The organism is Flavobacterium sangjuense, from assembly GCF_004797125.1.
GTDB lineage: Bacteria > Bacteroidota > Bacteroidia > Flavobacteriales > Flavobacteriaceae > Flavobacterium > Flavobacterium sangjuense.
This window is the reverse complement of record NZ_CP038810.1, coordinates 1,530,191-1,548,811: the sequence shown is the minus strand read 5'-3', so window position 1 is coordinate 1,548,811 and position 18,621 is coordinate 1,530,191. Positions and strand designations below refer to the sequence as shown.

Here is an 18,621-nt window from a genome sequence, read left to right as displayed (position 1 = left end):
CTGCAAATAAAGAAGATTTTTGTTCAATAAAATATCTTGTCTCAAAAAATATCGTTAAAATGCACAAAAATCCTTTGAAAATTATGTTTTTGACCAAAAATTAACTTATTGTTAATTTTTTTCCTACAGTTTTGTTAAAGAAATCTTAAAGAAAAATACTTCTTTGTTTTTGAAATCATTTTAGTTGCATTCACTATAACTGTAGAACTGACTGATAATCAAAAAAGCACTTCAATTTTTGAAGTGCTTTTGTATTGTAAGAATGTAAGAAAATAATAATTGACTATTACATCACACCACCATTATATTGTTTTTCATAATACTCCTGATAAGCTCCCGAAGTAACATGCTGCAACCAATCTTCATTGGACAAATACCAGTCAATTGTTTTTTCTAATCCCTGCTCAAAAGTAACCGATGGTTTCCAACCGAGTTCTTTGTTTATTTTAGATGCATCAATAGCATAACGTAAATCGTGTCCTGGTCTATCTTTTACATAAGTGATCAACTTTTCAGACTCGCCTACTGCTCTACCCAATTTGACATCCATTTGTTGGCAAAGCAATTTCACCAAATCAATATTTTGCCATTCGTTAAAACCACCTATATTATAAGTCTCGTGATTCTTCCCTTCATGGAAAACCAAATCAATCGCAATCGCATGGTCAATAACGTACAACCAATCACGAGTGTATTTCCCATCACCATAAACCGGCAGCGGTTTGTTATTGATAATATTATGTATAAATAAAGGAACGAGTTTTTCAGGGAAATGATTTGGACCATAATTGTTAGAGCAATTTGTAATCACATAAGGCAATCCATACGTCTCGCCATACGCTCTTACAAAATGATCAGAACTCGCTTTTGAAGCCGAATAAGGTGAATTAGGATCATACGGAGTAGTTTCGCTAAACAAGCCTTCTGCTCCTAAACTTCCATAAACCTCATCGGTAGAAATATGATAGAATCTTTTGCCATCAAAGTTGTTTGCCCAAATTGTTTTAGCAGCATTCAGCAGATTCATCGTCCCAATAACATTGGTTTTTACAAACGCTAATGGATCGGTAATAGAACGGTCAACATGCGATTCTGCAGCCAAATGCAACACGCCGTCAAATTGATGTTTCTGAAATAAATCATTGATAAAATCGGCATCAACGATATCGCCTTTTACAAAAGTATAATTTGATGATTTGTCAATGTCTGCAATGTTTTCGAGATTTCCGGCATAAGTCAAAGCATCCAAATTAAAAATCTGATAATTTGGGTATTTGGTAACAAATCTTCTCACTACATGAGAACCAATAAATCCAGCTCCGCCAGTAATTAAAATCTTTTTCATAAATAAACTTTAAAATATATTATTCTCGCAAAGGCGCAAAGGCACTAAGACCAAATTATCTGATTCTCAATAGGTATATAAAAAACTCTGAAGTCTTTGCGTGAAAACTTATAACCAAATAACTGTTTAAAGTCTTCCGTCAGCTTTTTCGTTTAAAACTCCTTTTACATCGAATAAAACGCCATTTGATTTTTTTAATTTGGATAAATCAACAGTTGTAAATTCATTATGCGCAACACCTAAAACAATAGCATCAAAAGTATCTGATGGCAATTTGTCTGTAGTTACTAATTTATATTCGTGTTGCACTTCAGATGGTTTTGCCCAAGGATCAAAAATGGTAACTTCGATTCCGTAATCCTGCAAAGCATGAACTACGTCCACAATTTTGGTGTTTCTAACATCAGGACAATTTTCTTTAAAAGTGATGCCCAACATTAATAATTTGGCACCATTTATAGCCACACCTTTTTTAATCATCAGCTTCACAACTTGAGAAGCTACATATTCACCCATACTATCGTTCAGTCTTCTTCCTGCCAAAATAATTTCGGGATGATATCCTTTTTCCTGTGCTTTTTGTGCCAGATAATAAGGGTCAACACCTATGCAGTGTCCACCAACCAATCCCGGTTTGAATGGAAGGAAATTCCATTTGGTTCCGGCTGCTTCTAATACTGAATGCGTATCAATTTCTAACAAATTAAAAATCTTAGCCAATTCGTTTACAAAAGCAATATTGATATCACGTTGAGAGTTCTCAATCACTTTAGCAGCTTCGGCAACTTTAATAGATGGTGCCAAATGCGTTCCTGCAGTAATAACCGATTTATATAAGTCGTTTACTTTTTGTCCAATTTCCGGAGTAGAACCCGAAGTGACTTTTAAGATTTTCTCTACCGTATGCTCTTTATCTCCCGGATTGATTCTTTCGGGAGAATAACCTGCAAAGAAATCGACATTGAATTTTAAGCCACTTACTTTTTCTAAAACAGGAATACACTCTTCTTCGGTCACACCAGGATAAACAGTAGATTCGTAAATTACGATATCTCCTCTTTTCAATACTTTCCCAACAGTTTCACTCGATTTATACAATGGTGTTAAATCAGGTCTGTTATTTTTATCAACAGGTGTTGGCACCGTTACAATATAATAGTTACAATCCCGAATATCGTCTATAGTACTACTGCAAAAAAGTCCGTTAGAATTACTACTTGAATTTACAAGCACATTTTTTAAAGTATCTTCATCTATCTCTAAAGTAGAATCCTGACCTGCATTTAACTCTTGAATTCTATTGGTATTAATATCAAATCCAACAACCGGATATTTGGTAGCAAATAATCTCGCCAGTGGTAAACCAACATATCCTAATCCAATAACGGCAATTTTAATTTTCATGTGACTTGTTTAACAAATTAATCTAAAAGGTGGCAACAAATATAAATTTATTTAATTAAGAGCCTATCGAATGAAAATTAAACCCAATCGCTTTCAGTTTTTCTCCATCTAAAAGGTTTCTACCATCAAAAACAAAAGCCGGTTTTAGCATACCGTCATATATCCTCTGCCAATCGTATTCTCTGAATTCATCCCATTCTGTAAGTATGGCAATAGCATGTGCATTTTTACATGCGTCATACGGATTGTCATAAGACGTGATATGTTTTTCGTTTTCTGCAGGTTTTCTTGTGGCAAGATAATCCAAATCAGAAAGCACTTGCGTTTGTGAAACTTTTGGGTCAAACAAAGCTATCTTGGCTTGTTCATTTATTAAATCATCAGCAACATAAATCGCAGCTGATTCACGAGTATCATTAGTGTCTTTTTTAAATGCCCAGCCTAAAAAAGTTATCTTTTTACCTGAAACCGTATTGTAAAGTGTTTGCACTATATTTTTAGAGAAACGTCTTTTTTGATGATCATTCATAATAATAACCTGTTCCCAATAATCGGCCACTTCATTTAGTCCGAATGCTTTTGAAATGTATACTAAATTCAAAATATCCTTTTGGAAACAAGAACCTCCAAATCCAACGGAAGCTTTCAAAAACTTAGGACCAATTCTACTGTCCATTCCGATAGCTCTAGCTACTTCGCTAACATTAGCTTCTGTCTTTTCACACAATTCTGAAATCGCATTAATAGAAGAAACACGTTGCGCCAGGAAGGCATTAGCAACAAGTTTTGATAATTCTGAAGACCAAACATTGGTGGTTAAAATTCGCTCTCTTGGAACCCAATTAGCATAAACTTCTACTAAAGACTTTATGGCTTCCTGACCTTCAGGCGTAGTTTCGCCTCCAATTAAAACCCTGTCCGGACTTAGTAAATCTTCAACAGCAGTTCCTTCTGCCAAGAACTCCGGATTAGAAAGTATTTGAAACTGTACACCGTTTCCGGTATTGTCTAAAATGCTTTTCAAAGCTTCTGCTGTTCTGACAGGCAAGGTTGATTTCTCAACTATAACCTTATTGTTTTTGGCTACTTTGGCAATTTGTCGTGCACAAAGTTCGATGTGTTTTAAATCGGCTGCCATTCCTTTTCCGGTACCATAGGTTTTGGTTGGCGTATTTACCGATATAAAAATTAAGTCAGCTTCATCAATGGCTTTGTCAACATCGGTAGAAAAAAACAAATTTTTTCCACGAACATTTCCAACTATTTCATTTAATCCCGGTTCGTATATTGGAATATTGTTAACGTCTTTATCATTCCAAGCCGCAATTCGGGCTTCGTTTAAATCGACTACTGTAACTTTAATGCCGGGACATTTTTGGGCTATAACTGCCATTGTTGGTCCACCAACATATCCTGCTCCAATACAACAAATGTTTTTAATCTTCATGCTAATTTTTATTTTAAATTATTCCAATACCATTTCACAGCTTCTTTTAAACCGTCTTGAAAAGAATAATTGGGAGTATAGTTTAATAATCTTTTTGCTTTATCAATACTTGCCAAAGAATGAGGAATATCTCCTGCTCTATTTGGGCCATGAACCACTTCAATAGTTGAAATAGCTGTATCAAATTCAGACAGGTATTCTTTTAAATAAGAAACCATGTCGTTTAGTGTCGTTCTGTCACCAAAAGCGGTGTTGTAAACCGTATTAATGGCTTCCGGATTCTGAGTCAACATCGCCAACTCGTTCATTTGAATCACATTATCTATATAGGTGAAATCTCTTGAAAAATTTCCATCTCCATTAATAATTGGACTTTCATGCTTCATCAGTTGCATCACAAACTTCGGTATAACAGCAGCATAAGCTCCGTTTGGATCCTGTCTTCTTCCATACACATTGAAATAACGCAAACCTATCGTTTCAAAACCATACGTATTGCTGAAAATTTCAGCATATAGCTCATTTACATATTTTGTAATAGCGTAAGGCGAAAGCGGTTTTCCAATTTTGTCTTCTACTTTTGGTAGTGCTTCTGAGTCACCATAAGTGGATGAACTTGCGGCATAAACAAATCTTTTAACACCGGCATCTCTCGAAGCAACAAGCATATTTAAAAAACCCGAAACATTAACCTCATTACTCGTGATAGGATCATTTATAGAACGAGGAACAGAACCCAATGCTGCCTGATGCAATACATAATCAACTCCGATAACAGCATTTTTACATTGTGCTAAATCCCTGATATCACCTTCTATTAATTTGAAATTTTCATGTCCCAGAAATTCGGCAATATTATGTTTATGACCTGTAGCAAAATTATCAAAGCAAACAACAAAATATCCCTTCGTCAAAAAATATTCACACAAATTAGTACCGATAAATCCAGCACCACCCGTAATTAATATTGTTGTTTTATTTTCTGCCATCCCTGAATTTTTTCAATATTCGATATTTCCATTTAGCAAAAAATTCTTTTGGTTCTTCCTCTTCATGATAACCACTTCCGTAGCCATAGCCATAGCCGTAACCATAACCATATCCGTAACCATAACCAACACCATATTTTGCTTTATTTTCATAACCATTAAAAATGATACTCACATTAATAAGCTCGCCTCGTTTTGTTCTGTTATTTAATAATGTCAACATTTCTTTTTTGGTGAAATTCTGGCGTATAACATATAAAGTAACATCACAGAATTGAGATAATTCTAAAGCATCAGAAACTAATCCAACAGGTGGCGTATCGAGTATAATGTAATCATACTTTTTCTTTAATTGTTCCATCATATCTCTCATTGAGTCTCCAAGTATTAACTCTGAAGGATTTGGAGGAATTGGTCCGGATGTTATAACGTCAAGAAAAGGAATATGTGTTTTTTGTATAACCTCATCCAATGATTTTTGTCCAATTAAAAAATTAACAGCACCATGTTCATTTTGAATATTAAAATCATCAAAGATTTTTGGCTTTCTTAAATCCAATCCCAGAATTATAGTTTTCTTTTCACTAAGTGCAAACACAGTCGCAATATTTAACGAACAAAATGTTTTTCCTTCACCACTGACAGAGGAAGTCAGCATAAGTGTTTTTGAACCATCAACGCTTTGCTTTTTGTATAAGAATTGTAAAGAGGAACGAATGGCTCTGAATGATTCCGAAAGAGCCGATTTTGGTCTTTCAAAAACTGATAAATTACTTTCAGAATGTTTAACCCCAACTATACCTATTAATGGTAATTGGGTTTGCGCAGAAATATCTTCAATGTTTTGAACTGAGTTACTAATAAAGAAAATAAAGAAAACGAGAATTAACGGGATTAATAATCCCATAAAAAAAGCTAATACATAGTTTACACTCGTTTTTGGACCTAATAATCCACCACCTACATCTTTGGCTGGATCAATAAATTGAATATCCGATAAGTTTGCAGCCATTACAATAGATGCTTCACTTCTCTTTTGTAAAAATGTATTGTAAATATTATCACTTAAATTATACTTTCTCGATAACTTCAACCATTCCTGCTTGTTCTCCGGAAGTTGGCTGATTTCGCTTTCAAGTTTTGCAATTTTTTGGTTGGCAAAATTTAAGTCATACATCAAAGAATTCCTGTAAGTAGATTCGTTTTCAAGCAATACTTTTTTAACCGATTGTATTTCATTATCTAATCTTTCATAGGAGAATGAGCCTTTTACTGAGTAGGCTAACTCCGAACGCTGTATCGACAATGTTATTATTTTAGAGACATTGGCATTGATGTTAGCTTCTTCAATTCCGGCAATCGTTGGCGCAGGTAATTTTGAGAAGTCAACACTTTCTTTTAAATACTTTCGTAATGAATTTAAATACGCTATTTTTCTTTCTACGGCATCTTTTTCGGCATCATACTGTAACAATTGAGTTTTGTAGTTTGCACCACCAGCTTCGATATCAAGTATGTTGTTGCTTTTGCCAAAATCTTTTAATTCATCTCCAGACTCTTTCAACTTGCCTTCCATATCGGACAATGTTCTATCAATGAAATTTATAGTGTTCTCAGCAAACTTATTTTTATTATCTAATTGCCTTTTGATTAATACCTCAACTGTAGTATTAAGAAAATCAACCATTTTATTTTTATTGGTTCCCTGCACACCTATTTTTAAAATGGAACCCGCTTTTTCATCAATAGCTACGTTTACACCCATGCAAGACGAAACCGAACTGTCAAAGGAGTTGAACCTAACTAATATTTCTTCATTAAAGTTGTTTTTTTCAAAATTTGACAAATCCAGTCTCCAATGAAGAAATGGCAAATTAACTGTTTCACCTATTTTGTAGATTGCTTTAAATTCTTTATTTTCAATCGGAATTACTGATAGTTTATTATCAATATAACTAATAACTTCTGCAGTATTGGATTGAAAAGGAATAGTGATTTGATACGAATTATTTGAAACCATTTTTACTTTTATAAACTGGTTAAATAATTGGTTTTTGTTTTTATCGATGGTTACTTTGAATGGGACCTGACCATAAACATCTTGTAAAAAATATTTTGTTTGCTTAAAATAATCGATATAATATTGCAACTTGTCAACTACAAATTCATTGTGTGATCTTGACTTTAGTGTAGTAGAAATCATCTGAACTTTATCCGAAGTTCCACCCCAATTAAAGATCAAACTTGTATTTGAAGTAAAAAAAGGATTGTTTTCTTCCTGAACCGCTATAGTAGTTTCGATTCCGTAAATCTTTTGTTTTCTAACATTAACCTGATGAGCGATAGAAAAAGCAATGATTAGCCCAACCAAAAACCACTTCCAATAACTCAGCGTTTTAATTAAAAAACCTTTAAAATCAAAGCTGTTTTGTTTATCAAAAAAAGTAAAATCTTTTACGTCTATCATGAAAAATGGTGTTAATTTCTAAGTAGCAAATAAGTTGTTGTTGCTAATGACAATAGCGTAATAATAGTAGACAGCGACTCTATTCCCGTTTTTCCGGTTCCCCATGTTTTTTCTTTCAATGGATTAACCAATATATAATCGTTTGGTTGTAGATTAAAAGCCGGTGAATTAACAGCATTTGCATCTGTCAAATCAATACTAAAAGTTTCATTACCATGTGGAAATCTTCTTATTACTTTTACATCTTTTCTGTCCCCTGTAAGTGCAATATCACCCGAGTTAGCAATAGCCTCCATTATATTTACCTTGTCCTGATACAATGTTTTTGTTCCTGTACTGGCAACTTCGCCATTTATAGTATATTTAAAACCGGCTAATTTCACAACAACATAAATACCAGCTTCCTCTTTAAAATATTTTTCTAAAAGTATCTTTTCAATTTTAATTCTAACTTCTTCAACAGTAAATCCTAAAACATTCATTTCTCCAAGTATTGGCAATCTGATATTACCATGATCATCAACCGAATAACCAGTAAAGTAACTACTTTGTTCATTAACAGTTCCACCTATTTGCACATTTAAACTATTAAATATTTCAACCAATTTAGGATCTATGGCTTTTATTGTAATGCTCAAAATGTCATTTGTCTGGAGTCGATAAGGATTCTGATTTGAAGGGGTAACTACCTCATTGGCAGCACTTTTTTCACCTTGTAAATAAATCAACTGTTTTTTTGATATGCAGGAAGTAACTAAAACGCTCAGCAGTAGTAGTAAATATATTTTGGGTTTGTTCATTATTTTAAATAAAAAATTAGCAAACAAAGATAGTTTTTCAATTCTAATTACAAAAATGTAGTCTGCTATTATTTTGTTATATATTTTTTAGGGTATTTTCAAAAGGTACTCGGTTCAAAATACTTCGTCCCAAAGTAACTTCATCGGCATATTCTAATTCATCGCCAACGGCAATTCCTCTGGCAATAGTGGATGTTTTTATCGAATAATCTTTGATTCTTTTGAAGATATAAAAGTTTGTCGTATCGCCTTCCATTGTTGAGCTTAACGCAAAAATCAATTCTTCAATTTCTCCTGATTTTACTTTTTCTACCAACGAATCTATGTTTAATTGACTTGGACCAACGCCGTCAATCGGAGAAATTTTTCCGCCTAAAACATGATAAATTCCTTTAAACTGATTGGTGTTTTCAATCGCCATAACATCGCGAACATCTTCTACTACGCAAATAATTTTATGATTTCTGTTGGGATTATTGCAAATTTCACAGACTTCAACATCAGAAATGTTGTGACAACTGCTGCAAAACTTAATCTCCTCACGCATAGTTGTCAGCGCTTGTGATAAAAATTGGGTTTGCTCTGATGGCTGTTTCAGCAAATGCAAAACCAATCGCAAAGCAGTCCGCTTTCCAATTCCGGGTAGTTGCGCCATTTCGTTTACAGCTTTTTCAAGCAATTTTGAAGAAAATTCCATGAGGCAAAAGTAGCAAATTAGACCATTAGATTGTTAGAATTTTAGAATGTTAGAAATATAATTGTTATTAACACATCTTTCTTCACAAATAACCAAATAACCAAATAACCACATCCACAATTTTCACTAATTTGGCAACACTAAAAACCTAAATTATGTCGCCAACAACCATTCTTATTATCATCGTTATTTATTTTGGATTATTGATTTTGATTTCCAATTTGGTCAGCAAAAAAAGCTCCGACAATGATACCTTTTTCAAAGCCAATAAAAACTCAAAATGGTATTTGGTTGCCTTCGGAATGATAGGAACTGCCTTGTCTGGCGTGACTTTTATCTCGGTTCCGGGTGAAGTTGGAAATCCCGATTTACAGTTCAAATATTTTCAGTTTGTTCTCGGAAATGCCCTTGGTTTTATAATCATTGCCAAAGTCCTGCTTCCACTCTATTACCGCATGAATCTGACATCGATTTATAGTTATATCGAACAGCGCTTGGGTGTTATTAGTTATAAAACTGCAGCTACTATTTTCTTAATCAGCAGAACCATTGGTTCTTCTTTTCGATTGTATTTGGTGGTGATTGTTTTGCAACGTTATGTATTTGATGCGTTTGATGTTCCGTTTGCTTTAACGGTTTTGATTTCACTCGGATTAATCTTTGCCTACACCTATCGTGGCGGATTAAAAACGATTATCATTACCGATACGTTACAAACTTTCTTCCTGGTTTCTTCTGTTTTTCTGACGATAATTTTTGTTTGCCATAGTTTGGATTTTGGTGCCGTTGAAGCTTTTGAAGCCGTGAAAAACAGCAATTATTCTAAAGTGTTTTTCTATGAAGATTATCTGAAAGGCAACTTTGTGCTAAAACAAATTCTGGGTGGAATATTTGTAACCATTGCAATGGTTGGACTTGACCAGGATTTGATGCAAAAGAATCTGAGCTGCAAAAACATAGACGAAGCGCAAAAAAACATGTTTACGTTTACTACCGTTTTTGTGATTATCAATATTTTCTTTTTGAGTGTTGGTGCTTTGTTGTACTTGTATGCCGAGAAAAATGGCATTGCAATTCCAATGGTTGACGGCGTGGCAAGAACCGATTATTTATTTCCCGAAATTGCCTTTAAACATTTGAGTATTGTTCCGGCTATCATCTTTTTATTGGGTTTAACCGCCGCTACATTTGCTACAACTGATTCGGCTTTGACCGCATTGACAACTTCTTTTTGCGTCGATTTTTTAGGAATGGATAAAACCGAAAATCAGAACAAACCCAACATAGTCAGAACACGTCATTTCGTTCATGTTGGGTTTTCAGCACTAATGTTTTTGGTCATTATAATTTTCAATTCGCTGAATGACAAATCCGTAGTTACGATGATTTTTAAAGTGGCGAGTTATACGTATGGACCACTTTTAGGATTGTATGCTTTTGGATTGTTTATGAAATCGAAAACAGTGCACGATAAGTTTGTACCTTTCATTTGCCTGCTTTCGCCAGCGATTTGCTTTTTGATTAGCAAAAATTCAGCTGCGCTTTTTGGGAATTATGTAATCGATAACGAACTGATAATCGTAAACGGATTGATTACTTTCCTTGGGTTATTGATGATTAGTAAACCGGCGACAAGTCAAACTAAATTTTAAAAAAAGGATGAGATTGCTTCGTTCCTCGCAATGACTAGTACTGATTTGTAGCCAATAAAACCAACGTACACGCTACTTCCACTTTAATACCATTGCTTTGCAACAGTTGATAAAACTGTGGGTTTTCCGTTCCCGGATTGAAGATGACGCGTTTTGGTTTGGTTTCGATGATGTAGTTATAATAATCTACCTGACGCTTCGGATTTAAGTACAAAGTCACGGTATCAATATTCGCAAGTGGAATTTGTTTGGTATGAATTTTAACGCCGGCAACTTCTCCTGCATTTTGCCCAATTGCTAAAACACTATGCCCTTTTTCTACTAATTTATTGATTGCTATGTAGGCATATTTTTCTGGTTTTGTTGTTGCGCCCAGCACTACTGTTTTTTTGTTTTTCATGATTTCATTTCTTGGTATCAAAGATAATGGTAACTTTATATTTCGGTAGGTTTATTTAACTTCTATTTAATAATTAAAGTGAAACTCCCGATTTACCTTTGCCAAAAAAAACTATGGAGATATTTGTCTTTCTATTCGCGGCACTTTTTTCGGTACTGAATCCAATTGGAACTGTACCGATATTTGTTGGCCTGACACAGGATTACACAAAGAAAGAACGCGCTCGCGTGGCAATTTGGACAGGTTTTAATGTTTTTGTAATACTGATTATTTCTTTCTTCATTGGGCAGTATGTTTTAGAGTTTTTTGGCATCACCATTACCGCACTACGAATTGCAGGGGGAATTATCATTGCCAGTTCGGGGTTTGGGCTGCTGAATGGAAACTTCAGTAAAAATAAAGGAATCAACAAAAAAGTACAGGAAGACATCGAAAACAGAAACGATATTGCGTTGACACCATTGGCAATGCCCATGCTCGCAGGTCCAGGTTCGATATCACTATTAATTGCATATTATCAGGAACATCATGAAACTACTGCTGAAATTGCTTTTTCCTGCCTGGCTATTTTAGTGGTATCGATTTTAATTTATATCATACTGCGCAGTGCTCATTATTTGGCAAAATATCTTGGTGCTTCCGGAATTGTAGCGATTTCGAGAATTGTTGGATTCCTAACAATCGCTATCGGAATTCAATATATTATTAGTTCGGTTTTGAGCATCATCCGAGGGATTTAGTTATAAGTTATAACCCGAGACTGAAAGTCGAACTGAGCGGAGCTAATTATGAGCTAAATTGCAACTCATGACTCATAACTTATAATTCATAATTAATTTTTCGGAAGAAAAATTTCTGCCATCATGCAGCGTGCACTTCCGCCGCCACAGGCTTCAATTGTATCTAAACTGGAATGAATTATTTCGACGTGTGCTTCGAGTTGTGCAATTTGTTTTTTGGTCAAGCTTTTATATGCTGATTCGCTCATTACCAGAAAACGTTCGTCGTTTTTCCCTTTTACTTCAAGCATGTTTCCTGCAAAATTATTCACTTGGTCTTCGGTTATTAAGATGATTTCTTTGTCATCACCTCGAAGGCTATCTAAAACCATTTTGCGCTCTTTTTTGTCATCGATACAATCGGCACAAATTACGGCAAATGTATCGCCAAGACACATCATCACGTTGGTATGATAAATCAGTTTTCGTTCGCCATTTACGGTTTGAAACGCTTCGAAAATAACCGGAGTTAATTCGAAATCTTCACAAAACTCAATCATAACTTCCTCGTCAGCTCTTGGAGAAAGCGCACAATAGGCTTTTCCGTTTTCTCTGTCTAATAGTAAACTTCCTGTTCCTTCGAGGAAAACATTGTCCTCTTCAGCCGAAGTATAATCTACTATTTGGTTAATCTGAAAACCTTCATCTTCAAGTATGTCGAGAATATCTTCTCTTCTTTCGGCACGACGATTTTCGGCAAACATTGGATACAAAGCTACATCGCCACTTTCGTGAAATGAAATCCAGTTGTTTGGAAAAATGCTGTCCGGTGTGTTTGGTTCTAATGTATCTTCAACAACAGTAACGTTTACGCCTACTTTTCGCAACTTGGCAACAAAAGTATCAAACTCTTTTTGCGCTTTGGCATTAACCGTTTCAGGCGAAAGTCCATCAAGTACTTTTTGGTAATAATTATTCACCGCCGTTTGTTCGTTCATGCGAAAAGCAACCGGACGAATCATCAATATGGAGTTGGTAGTTTGTTTCATTTTAGTCTCTAATTAGTGGTAAAGTTGAACAACGCAAAAGTCCTTCTTGCTTTGCTATTTCGGCATACGGTATTTCTTCAACGATGAATCCGTTATCGCGAAGCCAATTGTTTAATCTTGTAAATTTTTGTTCAGAAACCACTACGTTTTCAGCAATAGAAAACACATTGGAATTCATATCATACATTTCTTCACGAGTAATGTGGAATAGATTTTCTTTGCCAAAAAGCTTGACCAAAAAAACATAATCCGACTCTTCACGGAAACCGCTTTTATAAATTATTCCTTTATCTTTTCCGACAGGCTGAAAGCAACAATCAAGATGCAATGCATTGTCTCGAGCTTCAATTTTTGATTTTACTAAATCGAACTCTTTGACTTTTCTGTTTGGAAATAAGGCTTTGATATAGTTTACACCTTGCATATTTGTTCGTGCCGTGATGTAATCTTTATAGTCAGAACCTTTATATGTTCCGATAAAAATATAATCGTTCCAAAGCATAACATCACCACCTTCAATATGCACTTCTTCGGGTGGACGAACCACTTTTGCCGGATCTATTTGGTCAATGATATATTGAATAGCGTCTAATTCGCGCTCTCGATCCGGAAGAATATTAGCTTTTATAAAAATATCATCAATCACAAAACCAATGTCTCGGGTAAAAATCTGATTGTAGTTTTCAATCATTTTCGGACGAAAGACTTTTACATCATATTTTTGAAAAACCTGATTAAAAGCTTCCATTTCTTTGACCATATCGGCTTCGACAGGATAGGTTCCGGCGAGAATATGTTCTAAAGATTTTGGATCATAGGCTTCATCCGCTTTGGGTGTTGGACCATTATTTATTGCTGAACCGAGCACAACTGCTCGTAGTCGTGATGTTTCGTTTTTTACATTTAATTGTAGCATAAAATAGCTTTTGGCAATTAGCAAATATATAGAAAGCAAGTCGAATTATAAATTATTCTTAGTTTTAAGTTTTTAATTTAATGATTTCATAAAAAAAGCTCCTCAGTTACGAGAAGCTTTCTTCATTTAAAAATATCTTAATGGTAGTATTCTAATTCTTAATTAATTTTTTGGTGTATAATTTTCCGTCTTCAGCGGTGACATTTATTATGTAAATACCATTGGCATAGCGGCTCACATCAATCATGGTTATATCTGTTTTTTCAACATTTCGCTCGTCTACAATCTTACCATCAATAGTCGTAATGCTAACCTTATTGAATTTAGCGTCTTTCATTATAATCTCTATAGTGCTGCTTGACGGGTTTGGCACTATGGCAAAATCTTTTGACACTTTTATCAGGTTGACAGTTTCGTCAACACTTGGAGGTTCATCACCTCTCGGATTTGCATTTGGCGGCTGAGTTTTATATAGAAAATTTGAAGTACAACCTTCAGGGTAAGCTGAAAACTGCGCACCTAAAGCGGCTTCAAAACCCGGATTTAGCTCGACATAATTTGAAGCATGATACACCACTCCATTTGACAAAACATTGTCTCCGACGGATACTATATTTGCTGCCTTAATCCAATCTGACCTTTCCTTCTTTTTTACAGCTACTGTTGCCAAATTACTAAGGTCATCTGAAGGAGATGCCAATGTTAATGTTGACAAACAACAATCTACAAAAGTCACATCAGGTCCAACGCCGGCTGAGTTGTCAGAAATGGTATAAATAAATGCGCCTGCGGGACAACTGACATTAAAATTGGCATTAATCTCAAATTCAAAATTTCCTGTTGGGCTTGCTCCAAACATACTTGGTAAAACGGTAAAACAAAATGTACTCGCTGTAAGCTGCGTTGGCGCACTTAATGTTCCTACAACTGTTCCGTTTTGAGTAATATCTAATGTAATGGAACTTAAGGTGGCGTTATGTGGCGTTTGATAAGTCCCACAAACCTGAAAAGGTGTGTTAGCAACAGTATCAGGACAATTAATATTGGTTGCATTTGTATTTAGAGCTCCCAGTTTTGGAGAAGCGCAAATAGAACCACAAATATTATCAATATAAACTGTTCCAAAATGTGCCGAAGGTTGACAGTCACTTATCGTAAATTCAATTGTTCCGGGTTGACCCAGAATTTCACCCACGTTCAATCGGGCACAAATCCAATCGGTATAAAGAACCCTTCTGTTGCTGGCTACATATATTACGTTAAACAGGCAATTGTCCGGATCAGCCACAATGCATATTTCATCAACAACATTACTGAACTGGTCTAGTACCCTAACCCTGAAAAAAGGCTGAATATCTTGTCCATGTGCCGGTTTATTATCCATTACCAATGAAAAATTAAAATCAATTGTTGCTTGATTTATTGTTGGAAAGTAACGTGAAACCGTAGTAATGTCAGAGGAACCAAATCCCATTTCATTGTTTAACTTAATACATTTATTACCTCCGCCGCCAGAAGCAAACAAGGTTGGAACGTTTACTCCTAAACTTGCTAACATTGGATCATACTGCTGATAACCAGGACTTGTATTATCAATGTAAGTTACTGCTGCGTTTAAATTGTTGGTTGCCGGTGTCACAACATTTAAAGCGGTTTGCACCGATCGTGTCGCACATGATAAAAAGAATGATGTTCCCGAAGCCGGTTGCGGATATGAATCAGACCAAAAGGTATAGCCAGCTGTACCATTTTCAAAATCACCATTCACACAGGTTTGTTGCACAGCAACAGGCATTGGTCTTGCAAAATACAAGTCTTTTTTATCCGGATTTTCGGCAAAGAACAACTTTCTTAATTCGTAAATTTTAGTGTTTAGAATTGCTTTATCCAATTCTGCCTGACTAAATTCTTCTTCTTCTCTAAGATGTCTGATTACATCATCAGTAACTTCTTTTGACAACACATAATTGTTAAAATTATTGTCAATGAATTTCTGAATTTCTACTTCGGTCTGGTTAGCACTTGATATTCTTTTTTCTTCAGAATTCAAATACTCATTGAGCTGTGCTGAAATGTTATAAGAATTAAAACAAATAGCACAAACTATTACTGTTTTTAGTATCTTATACATATCAATCTTCGTTAGCTGTTAGTACTTTTACTTGTTTTTTTAATTCTTCAATATCCTTGATGTTTTTTTCAATGGTTTTATTTTGCTCAATAATATAAAGCATCATCTCTTCAATCTTAGCCATGTGTTTGGATTGCATTTCTGCTAAATCAAGTCCGTTTTTAGCCAATTCACTTGCAGAATCAATTCCAGGTAAATGTTTATGTTTAGCAATATATTCTTCTACATTTTTCAAAGGCATTAAGTCGTAATTTTTTTCAAAAACATAATCTGCCCAATTCGCTGTACTTCTCAGAGCTACTTTTACTTTTTCGGTTAAGATTCCGCCTTCTACATATAATTTATAATTTCCTGAAGTTGATGGATACGAAGCTGTTGAACCAATGTAAACTTTCCCGTTTGGCTGACTGCTTCCACTATTAAACCAAATGTTACTGCCATTCATTGAAACAACTCTGTTTCCGTTAACAGTCGTTGCCGGATTGATATTACCATTATCAGCATATAAACTGGTATCCGTAGAGCTTACCACGTAAGGTGTACCGGCTGATCCGTTTCCTAATATAGACACATTATTTCCCGCTGTTACAATAGTTGATTGAAGTGTTATTGAACCTCCTCCATTCGATAAAGTTACTATGGCTCCGTTTTGAGTAATTGATTGTGGTCCGTGGTTAGGTAATACCACACTGTTCCCATTAGAAATATGAAGTACATTTCCTGTGAGCGATAAGGTTTGCTCATCTGTATCTATAGGTGTTGGCAACGTAAATGAACCACCACCATTAGAAAGTGTAATAGTATTTCCTGTTTGAGAAAGTGTTTGTGGTGCTTGTGGAGATGGAAGCGTAAAAGAACCACCACCATTAGAAAGCGTCACTGTATTTCCCGTTTGAGAAATTGTTTGTGGTACATCAACATAAGTTGGAAGTGTCACGCTATTTCCATTTGAAATAGATAATGTATTACCTGATAAAGCTAATGACTGAGCATCAGTATCTACCGGAGTTGGTAATGTAAATGAGCCTCCACCATTGGAAAGCGTAATTGTATTTCCTGTTTGTGAAATGGTTTGAGGAATATCTGTAAATGTTGGCAAATTAAATGAACCACCACCATTAGAAAGCGTTATGGTATTTCCTGATTGAGAAAGTGTTTGAAGCTCGTTTGTAGTACTAGTATCAAGCCCTGAGATATCAGTTAAGTTTACCGGAGCACTCGCAACACCATTTACAGTAGTTACTAATTGATTATTATTTACAGTATTAGAAATAGAATTAATAATCGTTGATGATGACGAAACATTATTTACATTACTGGTCATCAAATTAGCGTTTGATGTTAATACATTAGTTTCAACAGCATTCACCATTTTGTTTAAAACAACATCACCATTTTGATTAACCGTTAAAAACCTATTAGACACTTGAGATGTTGGTGGGTTATAGTTACTGGTTAAATTTGTAAAACGAAGTCCGGAATTACCTTCTGTTCCTTGTGTGATTTCAACTTTATTATTAGGTGAAGTTGTTCCTATTCCTACTCTTCCTTCAACCATTAATCCGTTTGCAGGAGCTGAAATTCCGGGAGTTACTCCATTTGGCGTGAAATTCCTACCAATAGCAACACCACCTTTTATATCTAATTTGTTAACCGGAATGACATTGTTACCCAAACCAATTCCTGTATTTCCATTTTTTTGAATAAAAATCCTTTGATTCCCTAAACCATCTGCAATAATTATTGATTGATTAGTGTCGTTCCCAGCTAAAATTGGTGTGGATGGAAATTTTGGAACAGTTATTCTATTCCCTAAAAAAACATTGTAGCTTCCACTTAATAAATTGATAGCTGTCTCTGATCCGATAAAAATATTAGAATCCCCTGACAGCAAACTTCTTGGACTATAATTTCCTATTGCTGTATTTGAACTACCTATGTTCTTTAATAGTGCTGCATAACCAACTGCAGTATTGTAACTTCCGTCAATGTTAGATTCTAACGATCTATGACCAATCGCAATATTAGATGAACCGGAATCATTATTATGCAAAGTTCCTGTTCCTAATGAACAATTTAAACTCCCGCTTCCATTCAAGGCTAGTGAGCCATTTCCAAAAGCACAGTTAAACCCACCTGAAGAAGAACTCAATGTCCCTATTCCAAAAGCACTATTACTATGACTGGTATTATTACTTAACGAATTAAGTCCATATCCTGTGTTATAGTTCCCTGTATTATTAACACCGCAGTTTTCACCTGTAAAAGTATTATTAACTTGAGCGTTGGCTTCTAAAGCAGCTCCAGCAAAAAACAATACTGTAAATAGAAGAGTAAATTTCATTTTCATAACTAAAAGATTTAATACGTTAATAATTTAATTAAAAGTGATTTTAATTTTTTTTTGTTCTTTTTTGATCTTTTAGGGAGGGATAAAACTTTAAATACCTAATTGCTGTTATTTAGAATTTGATATCGTAAATCTTATACCCAAATGTAAATAGTTTAAATAAAATAAATCTATTAAATGCATATATAATCGATGAAATACATATTTTTTATAAATACTAATTAATTTATCTTACATAATTTAATTTTTAAATAA

The 18,621-nt window shown here is 34.7% G+C and carries 14 protein-coding genes; 2 read left to right on the top strand and 12 right to left on the bottom strand.

From position 1 onward, the window contains the following. Positions 1 to 286: 286 nt before the first annotated feature. The 7 genes from rfbB to recR form a co-directional block, all read right to left on the bottom strand. Entirely contained in the window at positions 287 to 1,345 is a 1,059-nt protein-coding gene (gene rfbB, locus GS03_RS06765; RefSeq protein WP_136151794.1) for a dTDP-glucose 4,6-dehydratase, read from the bottom strand. A 126-nt stretch (positions 1,346 to 1,471) separates the two neighbouring features. Further along, on the bottom strand, positions 1,472 to 2,749 hold the full coding sequence (locus GS03_RS06760) for a nucleotide sugar dehydrogenase (RefSeq protein ID WP_168710278.1): 1,278 nt from the start codon (positions 2,747 to 2,749) through the stop codon (positions 1,472 to 1,474). A gap of 55 nt (positions 2,750 to 2,804) precedes the next feature. Beyond that, the gene (locus tag GS03_RS06755; protein WP_136151793.1) at positions 2,805 to 4,196 is read right to left on the bottom strand and encodes a UDP-glucose 6-dehydrogenase; all 1,392 of its coding nucleotides are present in this window, start codon (positions 4,194 to 4,196) and stop codon (positions 2,805 to 2,807) included. Positions 4,197 to 4,204: 8 nt separating this feature from the next. Continuing rightward, the gene (locus tag GS03_RS06750; protein WP_136151792.1) at positions 4,205 to 5,185 is read right to left on the bottom strand and encodes an SDR family oxidoreductase; all 981 of its coding nucleotides are present in this window, start codon (positions 5,183 to 5,185) and stop codon (positions 4,205 to 4,207) included. Continuing rightward, positions 5,172 to 7,652: a polysaccharide biosynthesis tyrosine autokinase gene (locus GS03_RS06745; RefSeq protein WP_136151791.1), complete on the bottom strand. Its 2,481-nt coding sequence runs from the start codon at positions 7,650 to 7,652 to the stop codon at positions 5,172 to 5,174. The genes GS03_RS06750 and GS03_RS06745 overlap by 14 nt, the downstream gene beginning before the upstream one ends. Before the next feature lie 11 nt (positions 7,653 to 7,663). Further along, complete coding sequence (locus GS03_RS06740) at positions 7,664 to 8,452, bottom strand: polysaccharide biosynthesis/export family protein (protein ID WP_136151790.1); 789 nt, start codon at positions 8,450 to 8,452, stop codon at positions 7,664 to 7,666. Positions 8,453 to 8,528: 76 nt separating this feature from the next. Beyond that, positions 8,529 to 9,149, bottom strand: a complete 621-nt coding sequence (gene recR, locus GS03_RS06735) for a recombination mediator RecR (protein ID WP_136151789.1) — start codon at positions 9,147 to 9,149, stop codon at positions 8,529 to 8,531. Between the two features lie 155 nt (positions 9,150 to 9,304). On the opposite strand from recR, the gene GS03_RS06730 reads away from it, so the two are divergent. Continuing rightward, the gene (locus tag GS03_RS06730) at positions 9,305 to 10,801 is read left to right on the top strand and encodes a sodium:solute symporter (protein ID WP_136151788.1); all 1,497 of its coding nucleotides are present in this window, start codon (positions 9,305 to 9,307) and stop codon (positions 10,799 to 10,801) included. 34 nt (positions 10,802 to 10,835) lie between these two features. On the opposite strand, the gene GS03_RS06725 is transcribed toward GS03_RS06730, so the two are convergent. Further along, positions 10,836 to 11,201, bottom strand: a complete 366-nt coding sequence (locus tag GS03_RS06725; RefSeq protein WP_136151787.1) for a CoA-binding protein — start codon at positions 11,199 to 11,201, stop codon at positions 10,836 to 10,838. Positions 11,202 to 11,314: 113 nt separating this feature from the next. Between GS03_RS06725 and GS03_RS06720 the strand changes: the two genes are divergently transcribed. Further along, the gene (locus GS03_RS06720; protein WP_136151786.1) at positions 11,315 to 11,941 is read left to right on the top strand and encodes a MarC family NAAT transporter; all 627 of its coding nucleotides are present in this window, start codon (positions 11,315 to 11,317) and stop codon (positions 11,939 to 11,941) included. Between the two features lie 92 nt (positions 11,942 to 12,033). Here GS03_RS06720 and ctlX read toward each other — a convergent pair whose 3' ends face one another. The 4 genes from ctlX to GS03_RS06700 form a co-directional block, all read right to left on the bottom strand. Further along, positions 12,034 to 12,969 (bottom strand): citrulline utilization hydrolase CtlX, encoded by a 936-nt coding sequence (gene ctlX, locus GS03_RS06715; RefSeq protein ID WP_136151785.1) that lies wholly within the window; start codon positions 12,967 to 12,969, stop codon positions 12,034 to 12,036. A gap of 1 nt (position 12,970) precedes the next feature. After that, positions 12,971 to 13,885 carry a dimethylarginine dimethylaminohydrolase family protein gene (locus tag GS03_RS06710; protein WP_136151784.1) on the bottom strand — a complete coding sequence of 305 codons (915 nt, stop codon included), beginning with the start codon at positions 13,883 to 13,885 and terminating at the stop codon, positions 12,971 to 12,973. Positions 13,886 to 14,036: 151 nt separating this feature from the next. Beyond that, on the bottom strand, positions 14,037 to 16,016 hold the full coding sequence (locus GS03_RS06705) for a 3-coathanger stack domain-containing protein (RefSeq protein ID WP_136151783.1): 1,980 nt from the start codon (positions 16,014 to 16,016) through the stop codon (positions 14,037 to 14,039). Between the two features lies 1 nt (position 16,017). Beyond that, the gene (locus GS03_RS06700) at positions 16,018 to 18,366 is read right to left on the bottom strand and encodes a beta strand repeat-containing protein (RefSeq protein ID WP_136151782.1); all 2,349 of its coding nucleotides are present in this window, start codon (positions 18,364 to 18,366) and stop codon (positions 16,018 to 16,020) included. Positions 18,367 to 18,621: the final 255 nt, after the last annotated feature.

What these genes read in the sequence shown, in the direction of transcription:
- GS03_RS06750 (WP_136151792.1), bottom strand. Translation starts at nt 5,185, where the DNA reads ATGGCAGAAAATAAAACAACAATATTAATTACGGGTGGTGCTGGATTT.
- GS03_RS06760 (WP_168710278.1), bottom strand. Translation starts at nt 2,749, where the DNA reads ATGAAAATTAAAATTGCCGTTATTGGATTAGGATATGTTGGTTTACCA.
- GS03_RS06700 (WP_136151782.1), bottom strand. Translation starts at nt 18,366, where the DNA reads ATGAAAATGAAATTTACTCTTCTATTTACAGTATTGTTTTTTGCTGGA.
- GS03_RS06745 (WP_136151791.1), bottom strand. Translation starts at nt 7,652, where the DNA reads ATGATAGACGTAAAAGATTTTACTTTTTTTGATAAACAAAACAGCTTT.
- rfbB (WP_136151794.1), bottom strand. Translation starts at nt 1,345, where the DNA reads ATGAAAAAGATTTTAATTACTGGCGGAGCTGGATTTATTGGTTCTCAT.
- GS03_RS06705 (WP_136151783.1), bottom strand. Translation starts at nt 16,016, where the DNA reads ATGTATAAGATACTAAAAACAGTAATAGTTTGTGCTATTTGTTTTAAT.
- GS03_RS06725 (WP_136151787.1), bottom strand. Translation starts at nt 11,201, where the DNA reads ATGAAAAACAAAAAAACAGTAGTGCTGGGCGCAACAACAAAACCAGAA.
- recR (WP_136151789.1), bottom strand. Translation starts at nt 9,149, where the DNA reads ATGGAATTTTCTTCAAAATTGCTTGAAAAAGCTGTAAACGAAATGGCG.
- ctlX (WP_136151785.1), bottom strand. Translation starts at nt 12,969, where the DNA reads ATGAAACAAACTACCAACTCCATATTGATGATTCGTCCGGTTGCTTTT.
- GS03_RS06730 (WP_136151788.1), top strand. Translation starts at nt 9,305, where the DNA reads ATGTCGCCAACAACCATTCTTATTATCATCGTTATTTATTTTGGATTA.
- GS03_RS06710 (WP_136151784.1), bottom strand. Translation starts at nt 13,885, where the DNA reads ATGCTACAATTAAATGTAAAAAACGAAACATCACGACTACGAGCAGTT.
- GS03_RS06755 (WP_136151793.1), bottom strand. Translation starts at nt 4,196, where the DNA reads ATGAAGATTAAAAACATTTGTTGTATTGGAGCAGGATATGTTGGTGGA.
- GS03_RS06720 (WP_136151786.1), top strand. Translation starts at nt 11,315, where the DNA reads ATGGAGATATTTGTCTTTCTATTCGCGGCACTTTTTTCGGTACTGAAT.
- GS03_RS06740 (WP_136151790.1), bottom strand. Translation starts at nt 8,452, where the DNA reads ATGAACAAACCCAAAATATATTTACTACTACTGCTGAGCGTTTTAGTT.